Genomic DNA, 18119 nt, shown 5'->3' with positions numbered 1-18119 from the left:
TCTATGTTTTCACTTAATCTTACTGAATGTAAAAAACACATCAAGCAAGATTAAGCGATTAAATAAAAAAGCAAGCAAACATATTCTGGAGATTGCTAAAGGTAGATAAATTTGATGGCAAAACAGGTAGGACCAGCTCTTTCAGAACCTGAATTAGACCACGATCATCAGTAAGATCGCTGAAGTGATGAGGTGGAAGAGCGCGAATACTATCAGGGTTAAAAGTGATTAATAACACTTATTAAAAACCGAATATATGACTGCATCTCAACCTATTTTTGCTAAAAATGAAATTTACCTCTTGCAGTGCCCGGCAGGGTCCATATATGGTCTAATAGATCTGTACACCCCAGTTAAGAGATAATGTAGTTAACTGGAGAAAGTAATGACCATAAGAAAGAAATACCCCAAAGAATTTAAACTTGATGCGATTAGCTTGGTATTAGAACAAGGTTATAAGGTCACCGAAGCAGCGAATAATTTAGGCATCGCGCAAGCACTGTTAAGCCATTGGATAAAAAAACATAAAGAGCAAGATAGCCAAGCATTTCGAGGAAATGGCAAGTTAACTGCAGAGCAATTAGAAATACGCCGCCTGCAAGAAGAAAATAAACGCCTTAAAATGGAAAAGGAAATCTTAAAAAAGGCGGCGCTCTTCTTTGCTCAAGAAACAAAATAAAATATTCGTTTGTCGCCCAACATAAGAAGAGCTGGCCGGTTGGCGTCATGTGTCACTACTGGGCATTTACACGGCATGGATATTACAGTCAATGGGATATCAAAGCTATTGGTGATTGTGATTAAATTATAAGCAGATTATATGCTAGAATTAAAATATTCTTTTCAAGCAGAGATGGTTAATGAAGAAAGAAGATTCCAGCATTACTCAAGTCACAAAAGCTCCCAAAATTATTCATTATATATGGGTCGGTGGCCCGATTCCGGTTAAATATTTGAAAACCATAGAACATGTATCCAAAGTGGCTCAGCGCAGTGGTTTTGAAGTAAATTTATGGGTTGATAATGACATGAATTATATAAAAACTTCTTCCAAAGAAGATATTCTCATTCCCAATCTGCGGTTAAGGAATATTAGCGAGCTGAAACAAGGGATGCGTAAGGATCCACTTTATCAAGGAGACAAATTTAAAAAATATTGGGAATTTTTGGATAGAGAACAAGTTGGTTTTAAAAACTATGCATCAATTGCAGATATGTTGCGTTTTGAAATTCTACGCCAAGAAGGCGGTTATTATTTTGATACAGACATTGAATTTCAATTGGAAGAAAGCTCAAGATTTATCGCCGATGAAATTCCATTTGGAATTAAAGCGCATATTGATTTGAATTACGCTTACGTAGACCCGATTTATCAACTCCGTGGTTTTGAAGATGTAAATTGCGATATTTTAGTTGCTGAACCACAGCACCTTGTTATGAAAGAGGCAATCTTAAAAGTTTTAGAACAGCTTGAGAGCTGGGATAGAGAACCATATGAACAATCACAATATGGTCCTCATGCCACAACTATGGATGTTAAGCGCTTACACTTTAAACCTCGAAAAGGTTTATACCCCCGAAGGGAGCTATCAATAGACTTAGGCCCAGGGTCCTTAAGGGCAGGCTTAATCAAGCTTCTTGAAGTTCGCTCCAGTGGTGAGCTGGAGGAGTTAAGAACTCTTACTTTGGGGGACGATTATGTTCGGAGTAGCTTACCTAAACCAATATTAGGCATTACTGTTATTAGCCATTGCGATAAAACCTGGTTGACAAAGAAGAGGAAAAAAGATCAAAAATCTTTCGAAGCTGAAGATATTCTTGGTAAAACTCCAAAACAAACTCCGAGTGTTTTACAGGGTTCTTATGAGGTGAAAAAAAATAATTCAGGACCCAAGAAAAGGTTAAGTATGTTCAAAAGCCATGAGCCTAGTGAAGAGCAAGATATTGTAACTAGTCCAAAGAAAAAATATGATTTTTGATTAAGCTTATCAGTAATTTTTGTGTATCTGCATTTTAAATCTTGCCATCGGATTCAATAGCAAAATAATTCATGGCAGCATTTCCAATTTCTCAAAGACAACTCCATTCTTTCAATTAAGCAAATTATTTTGAGATAGATAACGTACCCTTTTTATCACAAACCACAAATTGGACCATTCTCTGATGGCATAGCCATTTTGAAAAAGATAGTAGAGTTTTTAAAGGCTATATTGAGGTAGGGTAATCCCCCCACAAAATAATTGCTGCCAAAAGTAGAATTTTCTGTACCTTTATTTGAAAGTATTGCCAAGGTACAACACCATGCGACACAATGGCTATGGACGTATAATAATGAACGACCTAATACTGCTATCGGAGGGATTCCTCCAAAGCAAAAATTGGCACTAGTTGCTTAATCCTCTACTTTTAGCATCACTTAAAAATGGGGGGATTACCCCTATGAATTGAATAATTATTTCGAATACTTTCCAAAGTGGTGAAAGAGTCATGTTCAACCTTTAAAATTGTGCTATAAGGCATTTTCTAAATTTTAAAAAAATATGATTTTTAATTTCTTGAGGGGTCAGGCTTAAGACTGGGATTTGGTAGGGGAGAAGGGATATCCACCCTAAGTGTATGTTTTTATCAATTTTTCTTGAAACTACCAACGTCATAGATACACCTCTTTAGAATACATCTGAGGTATGTGAGCGCATTTAAAATGCACACCTTCCAATTATATCATGGTTTTAGGTGTCTATTAAAATGTCAAGAATTTTTGTGAATTTATTTATCATATTAGTCGCCATTATTTGAGCTAGATAACCTACCCTCTTTATCACAAAGAACCTTGAGTTGAACCGACTTATTAACGCTTCTTCATGGATGAGGGGTGATGGCTATGATGGTAATTTGTTTTTTATCCGGCCCATAATACCAAAAAATCCGATATGCTGCAGGGGTGTTATTTTCTGCATAGGCTTCAAATATTTCTTCACCAAAGGGACCCTGCAAAGAAGAGAATTTATGAGTATTCAAACCTGGTTGTCTAGGATTGCTTTCTAAATAGCCTAATGCTTTTCTGACTGCCTTAAAGCGCTTGAGCAAAGATGGTTCATTTGCTAAATGATCAAAATCCTGGTTTGCCTGAGTAGTGAATAATAGTTTAAACATTCATTACTCGATTTCATCGTCAGAAAATTGAGAAAAGCTACCTTTATCGATCAGTTCTTTATTTTTTGCCTGAGCTAATCCGGTCCGTACTTTTTGCAAGGCCGAAGTATTTTCAAAAAGCCATTTCTCTTTTACGGGAATTTCAACAAAGGGTTTTAAAATAACAGTACCGTTTGGCTCCAGATGCATAGCATAACCGCTAATACCCCTAGCTATGGAGCCTAAAGTAATACGGCCTTTAGAGTCCGGTCGTAACATTTTTGCAGTCACTACACTCTCCACTAATACCTTCATATCAATAGTATACTACACAGTGGGATAATTTCAATGTGGGATTATAGCAATATGGGAAGTAATATACTTAATAATGATCTTGTTAAATTGGATGATTGGAAAACGTATTGATGAAGAGTTTGATTCAAAGCGTGCCACTTATGGCGATAAAATCCTTGAGAACATAGCCAAGCAGCTTTCATTGGAATATGGGCGTGGCTATGCGAAGATTAATTTGTCTCGAATGCTGAAATTCTCACGACTATTTCCAAACCGCGACATTGTTTCAACTCTGTCGAAACAATTGTCTTGGTCCCATTTTGTCATGGTTTGCGCTATTGATGAAACCTTAAAACGTGAATTTTATACCGAGATGTATCGCATTCAACGCTGGAGTGTACGCGATTTCAACGTCAAATGGATGATAGTATGTAGTATGAGCCAACGGCCATCAGTAAGGAGCCTGAAGCAGTCATTAAAGCAGCCTTGCAGCGCTAAAGGACAACGATTGCTTATCAAGCAGCCTTGTTTTTAAAGATCCTTATTTCATTAGTTTCATCGATAGCAGCAACTACCAGTCTGAGCGGGAACTTGAAGACTTAATCTTAGATAATATTGTTGAGTTCTTGCAAGAGCTTGGTGATGACTTCTGTTTTGTCTCCCGGCAAAAGAGAATGAGCACAAGAAAGAAAGATCGTTACCTTGACTTATTGTTTTAACCGGCGACTTAGGCGATTAATCGCGTTGGATTTATAAATGAATAATTTCGAGCCAGCTTACAAAGGGCAAATGGAATGGTACCTCAATTTTTTGTTCACTTGGTTAAAGAAAAAGGGTATTGATGATGCATTAATTCAACCCTACTCAGGTCATGAAAACCGCGCCTAGCTTGAGGTATATTCAAAATTATCTTTCACTGATGCGCAGGAATCGTACGATGATTATAAAGGATTTTCAACCCTGCTCAGATGGCGGCAAAAGTCCCGATCTTTAGTCCCAGGCCATAAAAAAATGTATTGCTGCGGAATTTGCAACCCAGAGGTTATTAATTTCATAACTATACACGGGCGGGGTTTGATTTGTCTTTCTATGCATGGTTCTTTAATCGATAAATTCAATATAATGGGACCTAAGCCGCACTGCCCTTAAGTTAAGGGGTTTTTCTTGATCCGTTCGGCCCTTCGAGAACCTCAGGACATGGCTGAGGAGAGGCGTTAGCCTCGTCTCGAAGCCTTTGGTATAGACTTCGAGACGGCGTAAACGCCTCCTCAGTCCGAAGGGAGCGAGATAAATTTGCACAATAATATCCTTAACCTAATGGCAGTGAGCCTAAGCCGGAGGCTACACAACTATGCCAGCATCATAAGAAATAGGAGTATCAATACTCCATTTAACAGTAACTAAATTCAATTTTTCTGCATAGCTTAACTCAGGAGCATCAACAAATTGATTTAACAGTTTCACCTGAATGGGATAAGCTTTGCTATTAAGCGATTCACCTAAAAACTCAAAGATAGCTTTTTTAGTGTCCGTTGTATCATTGCTTTTAAAAAGTGCTGCTTGTAACTTTGACGCAAGTTTTATTTCACTGCTATCGAAAAATCCTGAGCTTGATTGATTAGCTTTTTGAGAAAGAATAGGTTGAATAATTTGATGGACTCTGACATACAAAGCCAAGCCATTTTTTTCGTCAAAATTAAGAAATACTTGGTCAAACATTTTTTCTTCGATTAATTGCCCTAATAACTCAGAATTTTGATTAGCATCCTTTTTCATCAAGGCAAATTGGTCTGCTTCTGGTAAAAGCGAGAGAATCGTTTTAATTGATTCTGGTTTAGCGAAGCTAAATACAGACAAGCCAGTCTCGTCTAAGAGTTTAACTGCAGCTAAGCGCTCTGATTCTGGCAAAAATTCAAGTATTATTTTTAATATTTCGGGGTTATTACGAGCCGTATGTAATACAGTTTCTTTACTAATATAGCTGTGAGTTTTAATCGCTGCAGGACGATCCGATTCCGGTAAAAGTTCAAGAATAGCTCGTATCGATTCAGAGTTATTGTCCTGTGCAGCGAGCTGCAATACGGTAAATTCTCCTAAATCATTAGTTTTTTGCACCGCTTTTAAACGATTTTCAGGTGGCAAAGATTTTAAGATAAGCTTCAGTGTTTCCGGGTTATAAGCTTCCTGATGCAATATTGTATTGCCATAAAAGTTCTTAGAAAGAACGAAACTTAAGAATTGCGCAGGTTCTGAATGAGTTGAGTAAAAATCCAAAAGATATTTAAGCGCATTAGGATTTCCACCGGCCAAATGAAGCACAGTATTGGCCAAATCATCCTCGGCTAGAAAGGCATTCAGACGCTCTGTATCATTTGGATAATAGGCAAGAAGTAATGCAAAGGATTGAGGATATTCAGCTGCTCGTAGTAATATAGTACGTTTATCATCGTCTACAAACTTAAGTAGCTCTTTAATTTTTTCTTTAGGAAGTGATTTTAAAAGAGGTTCTAGTAACTCAGGGATAGCTGCTGCATATAAAAATTCTTTAATATCAAACCGCTGCCAGTTAGCAACAATGACTTTAATAAATGCTTCTTTTTTCTTTGAATTATCAGCAAAAAAACCGTACTCGATCGCTTTGAGCATTCCCATTAAAGGTTTATTGATATGATTAAAATTGCCATGAGCTAATAAATCATTATAAAACTCATCTGGCAGACTAATGAGAAGTTGTATTAAATCCTCCAAGTTCTTGAAGGCTAGCGACTGTAAGGTAGTTTTAACGAGTTCAGTAGGCAGTTGTGTTAAGCACTTGGGATCTTTTGTGGTATTAAGATTAAGCAAATTTTCTTGAAAGCGCCACTGAGTTTGCTTTAATTCTGTTGGAGTTTTAGTGACCGACCTTTTAAGTGCATTGTGATTGGGGTTATGAGCTAAAATAGCCTGCAAGTCTTTCGCTGCTGTTTCAGCACATTTTCTCTGCTTCAAATCACTTATTACTGCTGCTAAGGATTTTTGAGTTGCACTAACAAGTGACTTGAGATCTTTACGTAGTTCTTTAGGCAATTTTTTAAAATAATCCCTAAATTCTTCAAAAGCATCATTTGCCGAGTCTGTGGCAAAATCTCGACCTGTTATGCTAGTACCTCCTAGAGCCAGCATTTTAATGAGATGCAAGATAGCTTCTTCCGGTGTTTTACTATCAATAAGAGTTTCTCTTAAAGCATATAGCTCAGGATTATGGTGATAGATTGCAACAGCTAATTCGGGATAATTATTTTTGAGATGTTCATAAATTTTCTTTTGATGAGTTAAACGAGGAAAATTTTGTAAATCGCGTATATCAAAGAGTAGTTCACCAGCCACAGCATAATAGGGTAAATCTTCGAGCGGGAAGGCTTGCAGAGGAACTTCAACGAAATCAGGGTAGAGTGCTTCAAAAGCTTGGGTAATGCGATTATCTCTAAGGTTAGGTAATAAAAGTCTTTCACTAAATTGAACACGAACCAGTGTTTTAGCCTGAGGAAGAATTATCGACACCGACTCTTTAGGAAACAGTATATTTACCAGTTCCATATAGAGTTTGTTGCAGGGGCTTACAGGAAAGTCAGCAAAATTAAAATTTCTTGTACTATCTTGCGAGCGTACCAGGCATCGTGCTTGAACCTGTGCTTTAAAATCATCCTTCGATTCAGCAAACAGTTGCTTAAGTTGTTTTAACTCTCGTGTTAATTCTAAATGAGTCATCTTGATAAATAAGCTGTGGTAATCATAAGGTTGGTTAGATGCAGAGACAGTAACTAGAGCAGTGTAGCGATTAAGTATCTCATTCACCAAAGAGTATTCTTGGTCTGTTAACATTGGCACAAATTCCTGGCAAAAAAAAAGAGCAGTTTTATCAAGAAATGGAATAATGGGCAATTATAGTGCGAAATTGTAGTCTAATAAACCGTTCGGACTGAGCCCCCTATGTAATTTATTTATTGAATCTATAATATCTGAAGCCTTCTTTCTACGCTCAGATAACAAAAACATCAAGTGCAGTAGCAATTTATTGGACCAGACAACTCTCCACAGAATTCGTTATTGAACGATCCAACAGTCTTTGAAATTTCAAAATCACACAAAGAGAGGGAGGTAGAGTAATATTTTCTTAACAATATGCATATATAATAAACAAATAATGGCTGCTTATGCGCAACTTTAATGAAAAAATTGCTATCTTCAAATTCAATTTTCAGAGATTTAAAATTATATCTTGAAAAGAATATAAAATTTCTAGAGCCAGAACTGGTAAAGAGTCAAGAAAAAGCTACGTCAACTTTACCGAAGAAGGCATTTTCTTCGAAAGAGAAGAGTGATAGAGAGAATAAGGCTGCAACAATTATTCAAAAAATGTGGCGTAAAAGAAAAGTCAAACAAGCAATTGCACAAAATCCTTACTTTTCTTATTTATCGCTTATAAGCCCTGACGATGAGCAACGCCTTTTGTCGACTATAATGTTTGGCCGTCATCAGGCAGAATTTCGTCCTGCTTCAAAAGAGCGAATTCACAATCCTTATATCCATGATAATGCTGTATATCATAGAGATGAGAATGTGCAAGGTATTTTATTTGACCACTTAATAAAATCATTTTCAATTGATACTTCGGACTTAAATAATTATCACTTTATACCATTTACGATATTAAAAAATTCCCCAATTGAGGAAATTTTAAACAAATACTTTCCAAGTATTAACAGAAAAATCATAACTGCTCCTAATCACTCTATTGGATTACTCGCAATACCTAAAAGAAGTCAAGCGCTCTCGCGCATTAAATCTATTTTTAGTTACCTCGGATTGGCTCCTTCTCCGTGGGAAGTCGCGATTAATGTTAGAAACATTAATTCAGTAGAAAGAGAGGAGGGTACACCGGTAATTCTAGATTCTAGCTTGCCTAAAACCAAATCATCTCTTTTACAAAGCGAAATTTTTATAAAATTAAATTTTATTGCCAAGAGCTCGAAATTCGGCACACAAAAATTAGCAGTTTGCTTAAAGAAAATGATAGAAGAATTACCCGACCTGAGCCCTCAGGCTATTCAACGCATTGCCTTGATGCTGGATTTAGCAAACACGTTTTATGCACATAACTACCCGAGATTCGCTTTTAGTGTATATGCTATTATCCATGAAATTAGTTTAGGTCTCTTAGTTGAGGATAGAATTAATCTAGAAAAAAGTTTTCAAGAATTTGTTGCTGAGTCTAAGCAAACTTTTTATAAATCCTTTGGTTTACAAGAAGAAAATTTATCTAATTCCACTTTTTTTGCTTCTCCAACGATGTCTGGTACAAATGCTCATTTCATTGCAACAAAACTTGCTAGCAAAATGTGGGTACAATCAGGAACCGTACCAAAAGTAAAAGTATTAAAACCTAGCTATTTCGAATTTGATGAGATTATGCAAAGTACTTCTCGTACCTCAGATGCAGATATCGTAATGATGTCTGCGGGGCCTATTGTAAATCCCGAGGGACTGACTCCAGGAGTTGATATTAATCGCTTTGTTAAAAGAAATTTTATTCAGACAAAACGAAAAAAACCAATGACCATTATTATCGATGCAACAACAACTTTATATAAAAATCTAAAATTAGATGATGAAGTCAAACAGCTAGTGGATGAAGGAAAATTATCAATTATTGTTCATGAGAGCCATCAAAAATTTGGTTTACTCCATAGCGATCAGGCTCAATATGGGCGTGTATTTGGAGTCTGTGCAAAAAATAGCTATTCTGAAACCTTGATCCAGGAAATACAAGGCAATGCACAACAGGATTTTAACGAACATTTAGATCTACGGATAGGGGCATTTATTAGTTGTAAATGTGGTGAAACACTCGAGGAAATAAAAGAACAACATTTTACCAACGGTGCTCTTTTAAGAAATATTTTAGTTCAATCCTCACTTGTACGAGGTAAATTGGTCAAACACGAGGATATGTTAACAAATTTAAATGAATTATATTTTGTAGCTTCCACTGGAGATAAATTTCCTCAGGCTGTCAAAAGTTTGACTGAGTTTAGAGCGAGTTTTGGTCATTATAATACAGTTTATGCAGGATATTGCGGTCAGACGAGAATTAGCCCTGATGCATCCGATGATGTTGATTGCCTCATCCAGACTTCGCAAATCTATTTAGCTCTGCATTATACTCCTAATCAGTTACTAGGAATGCTGATTGAACAGGCACATGAAAATAGACCATTATCGCTAGATGAGCAGATTGTATCAATTGCGATTCTTAATAATGTAATCACAAATTTCCCTAAATTGGCTTTGGATGAACCAAAATCATGTAAGTTATCAGGAGCTATAGGTAATTTATTAAAGCAATGTTCTTCACTTGAAGGAAGAAAATATCATTCAAATGTTGTAAATTTTTATAATGATTTGAAAGAGACAATAGCTAAAATTTATCAGCCAGAGAACAAGCACGATTTTTTTAGCGCAATTCAAATATTATATCAAAATCAGATTCCTCTTGACGCATTCATTCTAAATACGCTCAGTAAGAATAAGAAGTTGAGCTTAGCCTTAGTAAAGTTACAATCTTTAGTTATTACAAAAAAATTAATTACTACTTTAAGTGAGCAGCCGCCAATAGTGGATCAATTATTATTAAATATCTCCAAAAAGCCGGAGGTAATTCCTCTTCTAAGGGCTGTTCAAGATAAGGGGATTAGTTTAAAGGCAAATGATCTTGTTGATATTTTATCTAAACCTGAAGTTCAGCCTGTAATATTGGCAATTACAAGCAGCAACTTTCAGTTAACTCCACGGCTTTTGAGAAAGATAATAGAGTCTGAGTCGTTAAGGGACTTTATTTTAAATGAACATTCATTAAATGAAGAGAAACTCTCAACTGCGCTTGCTTTAACTGAGGTTTTCGGTGATTTTTCAGAATTTATTCCTCTTCTCTCTAATTCAAACTTTTGCCATGGAATTTTAAAAATTGATGATTTAAATCAAAGATTACTCATTCATTTGAAAAGATCCCCTGAAAAATTTACAGCAGCAAAAACACATTCTCCTGAATATTTGATGGGTTGTTATAGCGCCTTAAAGGATTACTGTGTTGTTAAGGAGCCAACCAGAGAACATCTAGCAACATTGATTAAGTCATTGGAAAACAGCAAAGAAATTTATTCCAAAACAGTTTTATCAAAAGACAGAACTCCACTATCCAAAGCCGCAAGGATATTATTAGCAGCGGTTATAAATTTTTTTGCTTTATTTACCTTTGGGAGAGGACACTATGCAAATTACAAATCGACAGGTAATGCTTTGTTTTTTGCTACAACAAAGTCCGAAGGCCTTGTAAATGAAACACATAAAGAATTGTATAAAGACTTTTCAGTAAGTGAAGATAAAAAGATTCGTTAAGTATAGGATCATATAATTTAAAGTATAAGTCTGATGATATAGATTAAAGGTACTAATGGATTAGTGTATTCAATGTAGTCATCGTTAGAGATGAGAATAATATCAAATGTGTTAAGGATTGAACTCACAGTCAACAAATTTACATCGAATGAACTGAGATTCAGAGAAATTTGCACTAATAAATCGGCATCCTTCAAATAGCCTATCCTCAGAATTAAACAAGGTTCATTTGGTTTCCTAGGCTTTACGTTTTACTTGGGAAAATCGCAGCGCAGGTACACAGTACCAAAACTGAAAACCGGTAAAGATTTTGTGCAAAACTTAAAAGGGTAAACGAGTGGGCACGTCAGGTAAGAAACAAGGGCTCACTCAGCAAGATTTGGAAAACATTTTGTGCTAAATTAAGAGGACATGCACAGTACTACGGTGTACTCCAATACAAATAAAGTGCAAGCGTTCCTCCGAGAGGCTGTGAAAATGATGTTCAAATGGCTTAATCTGCGTAGCCAACGTAAATCCTTTAACTGGGATCTTTAAATTGTTCACAGAAAAATTCCCACCACCAGAGGCGAAAATCTATCTAAATGGGGGGAAAGAGTGAGTGATCTCTCTTCTCTACCAGCTTAATTTAACCCACTAGTTTATAATTTCATAATAAGATAATATCCAGTTTAAAATGAACCGTAATTTAATGGAGATATTTTATGGCCTTCTATGTTTTTCCCGGTGCAATGTATCATCGCCTTAAAGATGCTGAAAAACGTAATTTTCATGGAGGCCATTCCTATTTTACGGCAGAAATACAAAATTCTTATGAGATTTATGAGATATCCACTAAGCAATATTTAGGTTTTGGCGCATTGTTGCAATTTTTTCCAGGAACCAAAGCAAATCTTGCGCGAAGACAATTATCTAACGAGTTAGATCCTGCTATAAAGTCCCTTAAAGAAGATTTTCATAAACATAGTGGTCAAGAATTTTACTGGTTCAGAAAATACTCTTATCTTTTACCCCTTGATTCTTACCTCAATTTTGGTTTCTTGTTTAAAACATTAGACGATATTGCAGATGGGTTTATGCGTTCAGGTATTGGGGTTAATGAAAAACCACCTTTAATTAGAATTGCATTAATGTTACCAATTTTAAAAGATATATTTTGGGTTAATTCTGATAGTGAAGTTGTTTTACGAGAGAATGCATTAAAAAATATACTCCATTCGATTCTAAATCCTGTTCGAATTATCGATGATTTTTTGAATTTTTTACATCAAGGAGCATATAGATTATTGGATATTGGCTCTGAACGTAGTATGCACTCATCTTTAACAAAAGTTTTAGCTAAAGAAGCTGTAGGATTATTTTTTGGATTAATCAAATTACCAATAAAAATTGTTAAACATGCGATAGATTTTCCCCTTGATGTATTTAATACACTAATAATTAGCCCAATTGTTCATGTTACGCAGAGTATTCAGGATACCTTTAAAAATAGAGATAAAAAAACTCTTATTGCTACGGTACAAGAGCTTCGAAATGTGAAAGAACTAAGGCGCGCCGCTAAAGAGCGTGAAGGTACAAGTTACTCATTAATTACTAAACCAGAAGGCTACAATAAAGAATATATGGGTATCACTAAAGAGGCATTATATAGCAAGAATATTGAAGAGTCTTTCTCAAAAAGATTGGTTGCCATTCGAGCTCCTAGTGAGAAAATAACCCAGACAACTTCGTTGCTTTCAATTGTTAATTTTTTTAGTGCCAATCAAAAAATAGCCCAACAGGATCCTGAAGCAGTTAAAGAGGCACGAACAGTATTATCGCCTAGTTAGAAAATTTAAAGTAAAGCTATTTGGCTCCGTTGCAAAAAAACATCTCTGTTATAATACTTAATTCTTGCTAAGAACTTTAATTGTAAACAAGAGGATAGTCTTTCTCAACAAGTTCAGCATCACCAAATTAAGTACCGTAACAATCGACTTAAGCAGACCATGGCAAGCTTATAAGGCTTATTAATCCAGTATGGGGTTTTTAATCCATGAAACCACAGTAAGCCTGAGTATAAACTGCTAACAATTTACCCTTAACATATAGGTGAATCAAAAGGAAAAATTTTTTATTTTATGGATTGATTGGGAGAACTTTGGATATTAGAAGATTCCATCAATTTTTTAATGGTATGGTTAGTAGGGATATCTTGAGGATTTGTTAATTTTTTCTCTCGGTTTAAAGGACAATTGCGGTTTCCTTCATCATACCACTTTTGAAGATCAGCGCGATTATAAGTGTGTCCGTCATCAGCAGTTACAGGATCATCAAAAAATTGATGCGAAATTGGACATTCAAAATCGTGTATAAGTTTTTCAGAAGAACTAGAGACCATAAAAAAACCATCTCTTGCTTGAGAAATTTTGTAATTTAATTGAACTTTGCTAGAGACACCTCTATCATTTCTAGAAATGATAATACTATTTATTTGGACCTTTAGGTCATTAACTAACTCATTATTGGGTTGTTTAAATTTTTCTTCTAGCTCTTTTACTAAAGTGAGTTCTCCATCATTCGTATAGGCCTCTAAAAAAGAATGGATGATATTATATTCATTCGACCTGGTGATTTGGCAACACTCATCAGGAGAGACTTGATGGCCTTTCAAAGCAGTATAGACGCTCTCAACTAATCTACACATGCTAAAAACATTTGCAAATTCTAAATTTTGTAAAGATTGTTGCTCACACTCTAATCTAGGTAACATCAACCAATTGAAATGATCCATAAATGAAGGAAAAATACAGCGTTTTAACAGCTCTTGTAAATTCGGTAAGCTCATACTAAATTTTCCATAAAAATTAAGATAAAAATTTTTTCAATTGCTTAGCACTGCAAATCCATAAGCTTCAACTAAAAACTCGGTGATTAAATTGCATCTATTAATTTAAAGATGGCTTTAGGGGCTCTTCGAGCAAATTACTTTCTTTACTGCTTCTTTTCAAGGCGCTAAAGAAACATAGACCAATACCGCCGATACCCAAAATACTGCCTATAACTATAAAGGCTGGTGCACTAAGTGTTAATCCTACAATAATAAGCACTACTCCGGTCAATGTTGCTCCTACAGCAAACATCAGTTTCAAATAAAAGAAAGCATTAGATGGTTGAAATGAATAAGCGTTCTGAGAGCTTTCTACGGCCAATGATTGCTGCATTAATGTTGCCTGAGTCACTATTTTTCGTCGGTTCATAGGGGTGTTAGCTTGAAATACCTCAGAATTTGATTTAGCTCTCTCTACATGCTCGCTTATTCTTTCAATCAATAATTCCATGGAAGAGTGTCTACCAATAAAACCCCTAGGTAATATAGCAACCAAGAACCAATTAGGATTATTTTCACACAGTTTTAATTTGTCATGAGACTCATTAGCCAGTATTTTTTCTCGTTCTTCTTTATAGCGCTCTCGTTGTGTTCGATATTCCTCTAATAAATCCTTTGTTTCTTCGGTAAGAAGCAAATAATAATGAGCCGCTCCAGGATTAATTGCTAATAGAAAAATAGGCTTTTTCTCTGAAGTGTTTAAATTTCTCGCGACTATATCACTTGTTGTCTTACTGCAAATAAGATAAGGAATTTCTAGTTCTTTTAAAACGGGACTTATATCTTCATGAGAAATTTTTACTCCGGATTGAGCAAGATAATTACAATAATTAATATAACCTTGGTTATTCCAGTATTTTTCAATTTGTGACTTTTCTTCCTCTATATTTCCCGAGAATTTTCTAAAATAATCTGCATTAGCTTCAAATATGGCAATGTCTTTATACTTTTCCTCTATGGTAGCAAGATTTCCTTGTCTTATAGCACTTTGATATTCTATTAAAAGAGTTACAAAAGTAGCTCCATCTTCGGAGGTAATTAGCCTATCTTGGCCATTAACGGCAAATAGCTTGTTACGATTGTTGTCTAAGGCTAATAAATTAAGCACAAACCAACTGCGAAACAATATGCCTAAAACCATGGTTTTTTCAAAAAGCCGGCTTTCATTAAAATAAAACTCCAAGGTTTCACCAGAAAAAATGAGTTCTTTTAAGTGCTTAACCATGAAGTCATCGTGAGGGTGTACTGTGAATAAATTTGTCGGTAATTCTTGTTTATTTGCTAAATGATATAACGCAAAAGCATGAAAAAAACAATTATCGAGTGCTTCTGAAATATCGATTGCAGTTGCCAAGTTAATGTCTTGACTTAATTGTTGTTTTACAGACGAAGTACTTTGCATAATTTTCTCTGATTATAAAAAGATCTTGTATAAAAACAAACTTTCAATCAATTGACTTCGGTAGAAGTACCTATACGTTGTTATAGCTATTGCTCAATTAGCAAATGTTTAAAAAAGCAAAATCAATAAAGAACCATTTAATCCAACTGGTAAACATGCATGGGTTTTGGATTGAGAATATTTTCAGAAATCGGCTCAAGTAGAGGTGGAGTAGAAATTTCTTTTTTAGGTTGATTCATTATTTTTATCCTTAAAAATATAAAGCGTATTAAACATATTGACTAATTTTAGTTTTGTCAAGCTATTTAGAATAGGTGTAGCGGCAATTTAGAAAATGTCCCCTTATGGACTGTGTGAAGCTAGCGTTTAAAGAAGCGTAGTTCATGAGGAAAGCCAATTGCTTCAACCCATCTTTTGATGTAGAGGAAACGATTGCTCCAGCCTAGGAATTAATTATTAGCAATTATGGTGAAGAAGATTTTAAATTAGTTGCCTACATATTGCTTCTCATCATCAAAACACATTGCACTCTGCATGCACTCTATAAAGTTTTTCAAAATTCGGGGAAGTTTAATAACTCCTTGATTTTATTGGTCGGAGTGACAGGAATTGAACCTGCGACCCCTGCCTCCCGAAGGCAGTGCTCTACCAAGCTGAGCTACACTCCGACAGATCTTGTAAATCGATCAACCTTTTAGTTAGTGATCTCGTTTTAATGAAAACTGCGCAAGTTCCATAAGGGCATCTTTATAAACGGAATTGGGTAGGAGTGCCAAAGAGGATAATGCCCGATCGACCTCTTGTGCTGCATAATTTTTAGTAAAATCGATTGCTTGGGTATCTTCAATTGCCTTAAGAATTTCAGGCAAGTAATCTAAACTACCTTCGCTCAGACTATCTCTAATCAGTTGCTGTTGAGCACTAGTACCATGTTGTAAGGCATGAAGTAAGGGTAGAGTTGCCTTGCCATCTGCGAGGTCATCGCCTATGTTTTTGCCGATGGTTTTTGCATCCGAGCAATAATCAAGAGCATCGTCGATGAGCTGGAAAGCATTACCCAAATGAAGTCCATACGCATATAAACTTTTTTCAACCTCTGCCCCTGCATGGCTTAATAGCGCACCAATTGAGGCGGATGCGGCAAATAACAGAGCTGTTTTCGAACGAATAACGTCAAAATAATCATCAACCGAAAGCGAGGCATTATGACGATTAACCAATTGTTTTACTTCGCCACAACTGATTTCATGCGACGTATCTGCCAGTAGGCGGAGAATCTGCGAATGATTAACGCTAACCATAAGCTGTACCGATTGGGTAAAAAGGTAATCGCCTACGAGAATACTTGCTTTAGACCCCCAAATCTCATTTGCAGTTTCGCGCCCTCGTCTTAATGTTGACTCATCAACGACATCATCATGTAACAGGGTTGCAGTATGAAAAAACTCAATCATTGCTGCGAGTGTAATGTGATCGCGACCTTGATAATGACAAGCATGACTTGCTAAAAGCACTAATAAAGGTCGTAGGCGTTTACCGCCGCTTTGCACGATATGATGGGCTAAGTCGTCAATTAAGCCGATTTGTGATTGTATTTTATTAATAATGAGGGTATTAACAGCATCAAAATCTTCACTTACCAGCGCTTTTAAACGGTCTACCGTCATCACTAATCCTCGTACGTAGAATCTATGCATGCTAAGGGGGGGCTCGACTAATGTCAAGTTAAGAAGCGAATAATCCAGTGATTCTCAAACAGCCTCAACTAAGTTAATACTTTCTTCCTTCTTCTTGTAAGTTTATAAGTATTACCACCAGCATGTTTAGCATAATACATTGCTTGATCGGCTTTAATGAGGAGTTCATCAATGTATTGACCATCAAAGGGGTAAGTGGATAATCCAATACTGACTTTGCAATTAATTTCTCGGCCATTAATTAAGAAAGGTTTATTAAACTCTTGGATAATACGTTCCGCAATGGCTTTAGGGACCTTATCTCTTTCAAGATGGTTAATCACTGCGGTGAACTCATCTCCCCCTAAACGCGCGAGAAAGTCATTTTCCCTGAAACAGGATTGCATGCGCTTTCCGCTTTGCGAAAGCAGTGAATCACCCGCATCATGTCCATAATGGTCATTCACTTCCTTTAAGCCATCTAAATCCATAAACAGCACAGTGACACAATGATTTTTCGCTCTGGCGGACTCAATTACACCTTGGAGATAATTTTGAAAGTAAGAACGGTTAGGCAGATTGGTCAATGTATCGTAACGGGCAAGATAATGAAATTTTTCTTTGTCTGCTTGCAGCAGATAATTATGTTCACATAGCATTGCCTCATAAAGTTTGTTTTCCCGTAAGGCCGAGTATAACGTAGTGGTGATAATAAAAAGAGAAAAAAAGCGGTTTATAAAACCCATTAATACAGCCTGAGAGTCTGATAAGAGGTACAAGGGGGTAATATTAACCAACGTAAAATAAACGACCATAGAAAGTGAAATAAGTGAATAAATGAGCAAACCAGGTAAGCCAATTGTCGATGCGGCAATAATGGGGATCACATAATACCAGCCGAAATAAGAAGTGGATAATCCACCAATCCAATAATTGCCTACAGTGGTTGTTAGTAAAACGAGGAATGTCAAGATATTCCCACAAAGGAGATTGTTTTGAATTTTTTTATGGAGGATGAAATTAGCAGCAGCCAAACCACAGCCCACAGAGATGAGATAGACGATTAACCAGTGACCCCAAGTAATATGGATATAAATTAAGACTAGGCTAAGGGCAATAAGCTCCACGGTAAGGATATTAATTAACCGATATCGGTATTGATAGTAATGAGTACTATAAGAAGTCGACTCATTAAATAACTCTAGCAATTGTTTGAACAAGTGCATTCCTTTTAGCCCCCAGTTAAATCAACATAAAACTCCGAATTTTTACTGGAATCTCATCAATCTCATCGGAAAAATTAGCCCAAGCA

14 protein-coding genes, 1 tRNA gene and 2 pseudogenes are annotated in these 18119 nt (G+C 36.0%); 8 read left to right on the top strand and 9 right to left on the bottom strand.

The window, feature by feature from the left end; translation table 11 throughout:
• Positions 1–385 precede the first annotated feature (385 nt).
• The 3 genes and pseudogenes from B5D33_RS13785 to B5D33_RS13775 all read left to right on the top strand — a co-directional run.
• Positions 386–768 (top strand): annotated as a pseudogene (locus B5D33_RS13785) (transposase); the annotation flags it as partial.
• Positions 769–860: 92 nt separating this feature from the next.
• A complete protein-coding gene (locus B5D33_RS13780; RefSeq protein WP_058453570.1) occupies positions 861–1979 on the top strand; it encodes a glycosyltransferase in 1119 nt (372 codons plus the stop codon).
• A gap of 291 nt (positions 1980–2270) precedes the next feature.
• Positions 2271–2396: pseudogene (locus B5D33_RS13775) on the top strand (integrase core domain-containing protein); the annotation flags it as partial.
• Between the two features lie 463 nt (positions 2397–2859).
• Here the strand turns inward: B5D33_RS13775 and B5D33_RS13770 are convergent.
• Together B5D33_RS13770 and B5D33_RS13765 are read right to left on the bottom strand one after the other, a co-directional pair.
• Positions 2860–3153 carry a hypothetical protein gene (locus B5D33_RS13770; RefSeq protein WP_058450890.1) on the bottom strand — a complete coding sequence of 98 codons (294 nt, stop codon included), beginning with the start codon at positions 3151–3153 and terminating at the stop codon, positions 2860–2862.
• Positions 3154–3156: 3 nt separating this feature from the next.
• Positions 3157–3423: a hypothetical protein gene (locus B5D33_RS13765; RefSeq protein WP_058450889.1), complete on the bottom strand. Its 267-nt coding sequence runs from the start codon at positions 3421–3423 to the stop codon at positions 3157–3159.
• A 97-nt stretch (positions 3424–3520) separates the two neighbouring features.
• Here B5D33_RS13765 and B5D33_RS13760 point away from each other — a divergent pair, with 97 nt between their 5' ends.
• From B5D33_RS13760 to B5D33_RS16970, 3 genes are read left to right on the top strand one after another with little or no spacing between them, the layout of a single operon-like run.
• Positions 3521–3961, top strand: coding sequence for a DUF1016 N-terminal domain-containing protein (locus B5D33_RS13760; protein WP_058450888.1), 441 nt, complete (start codon positions 3521–3523; stop codon positions 3959–3961).
• A gap of 13 nt (positions 3962–3974) precedes the next feature.
• Positions 3975–4145, top strand: coding sequence for a PDDEXK nuclease domain-containing protein (locus tag B5D33_RS17090; RefSeq protein WP_078767471.1), 171 nt, complete (start codon positions 3975–3977; stop codon positions 4143–4145).
• Positions 4146–4182: 37 nt separating this feature from the next.
• Positions 4183–4314, top strand: a complete 132-nt coding sequence (locus B5D33_RS16970; protein WP_267889339.1) for a hypothetical protein — start codon at positions 4183–4185, stop codon at positions 4312–4314.
• Positions 4315–4767: 453 nt separating this feature from the next.
• Here the strand turns inward: B5D33_RS16970 and B5D33_RS13745 are convergent, their stop codons facing one another.
• The gene (locus tag B5D33_RS13745; protein ID WP_058450887.1) at positions 4768–7287 is read right to left on the bottom strand and encodes an ankyrin repeat domain-containing protein; all 2520 of its coding nucleotides are present in this window, start codon (positions 7285–7287) and stop codon (positions 4768–4770) included.
• Positions 7288–7632: 345 nt separating this feature from the next.
• Here B5D33_RS13745 and B5D33_RS13740 point away from each other — a divergent pair, with 345 nt between their 5' ends.
• A complete protein-coding gene (locus B5D33_RS13740; protein WP_058450886.1) occupies positions 7633–10860 on the top strand; it encodes an IQ calmodulin-binding motif-containing protein in 3228 nt (1075 codons plus the stop codon).
• Positions 10861–10971: 111 nt separating this feature from the next.
• Here the strand turns inward: B5D33_RS13740 and B5D33_RS17085 are convergent, their stop codons facing one another.
• Positions 10972–11082, bottom strand: coding sequence for a pentapeptide repeat-containing protein (locus tag B5D33_RS17085; protein WP_115304934.1), 111 nt, complete (start codon positions 11080–11082; stop codon positions 10972–10974).
• Positions 11083–11564: 482 nt separating this feature from the next.
• Here B5D33_RS17085 and B5D33_RS13735 point away from each other — a divergent pair, with 482 nt between their 5' ends.
• Complete coding sequence (locus B5D33_RS13735; protein WP_058450885.1) at positions 11565–12689, top strand: hypothetical protein; 1125 nt, start codon at positions 11565–11567, stop codon at positions 12687–12689.
• A 284-nt stretch (positions 12690–12973) separates the two neighbouring features.
• On the opposite strand, the gene B5D33_RS13730 is transcribed toward B5D33_RS13735, so the two are convergent.
• The 5 genes from B5D33_RS13730 to B5D33_RS16875 form a co-directional block, all read right to left on the bottom strand.
• On the bottom strand, positions 12974–13687 hold the full coding sequence (locus tag B5D33_RS13730; RefSeq protein ID WP_058450884.1) for a U-box domain-containing protein: 714 nt from the start codon (positions 13685–13687) through the stop codon (positions 12974–12976).
• 100 nt (positions 13688–13787) lie between these two features.
• Positions 13788–14954 (bottom strand): hypothetical protein, encoded by a 1167-nt coding sequence (locus B5D33_RS13725; RefSeq protein WP_133140954.1) that lies wholly within the window; start codon positions 14952–14954, stop codon positions 13788–13790.
• Between the two features lie 768 nt (positions 14955–15722).
• Positions 15723–15799 (bottom strand) — tRNA-Pro (locus B5D33_RS13720).
• Between the two features lie 30 nt (positions 15800–15829).
• Complete coding sequence (locus B5D33_RS13715; protein WP_058450882.1) at positions 15830–16798, bottom strand: polyprenyl synthetase family protein; 969 nt, start codon at positions 16796–16798, stop codon at positions 15830–15832.
• Positions 16799–16896: 98 nt separating this feature from the next.
• Complete coding sequence (locus B5D33_RS16875) at positions 16897–18027, bottom strand: GGDEF domain-containing protein (protein WP_234802516.1); 1131 nt, start codon at positions 18025–18027, stop codon at positions 16897–16899.
• Positions 18028–18119: the final 92 nt, after the last annotated feature.

Source organism: Legionella maceachernii (genome assembly GCF_900167045.1).
GTDB classification, from domain to species: Bacteria; Pseudomonadota; Gammaproteobacteria; order Legionellales; family Legionellaceae; genus Tatlockia; species Tatlockia maceachernii.
The sequence above is the reverse complement of the archived record's forward strand: the minus strand, read 5'-3'. Positions and strand labels throughout refer to the sequence as shown.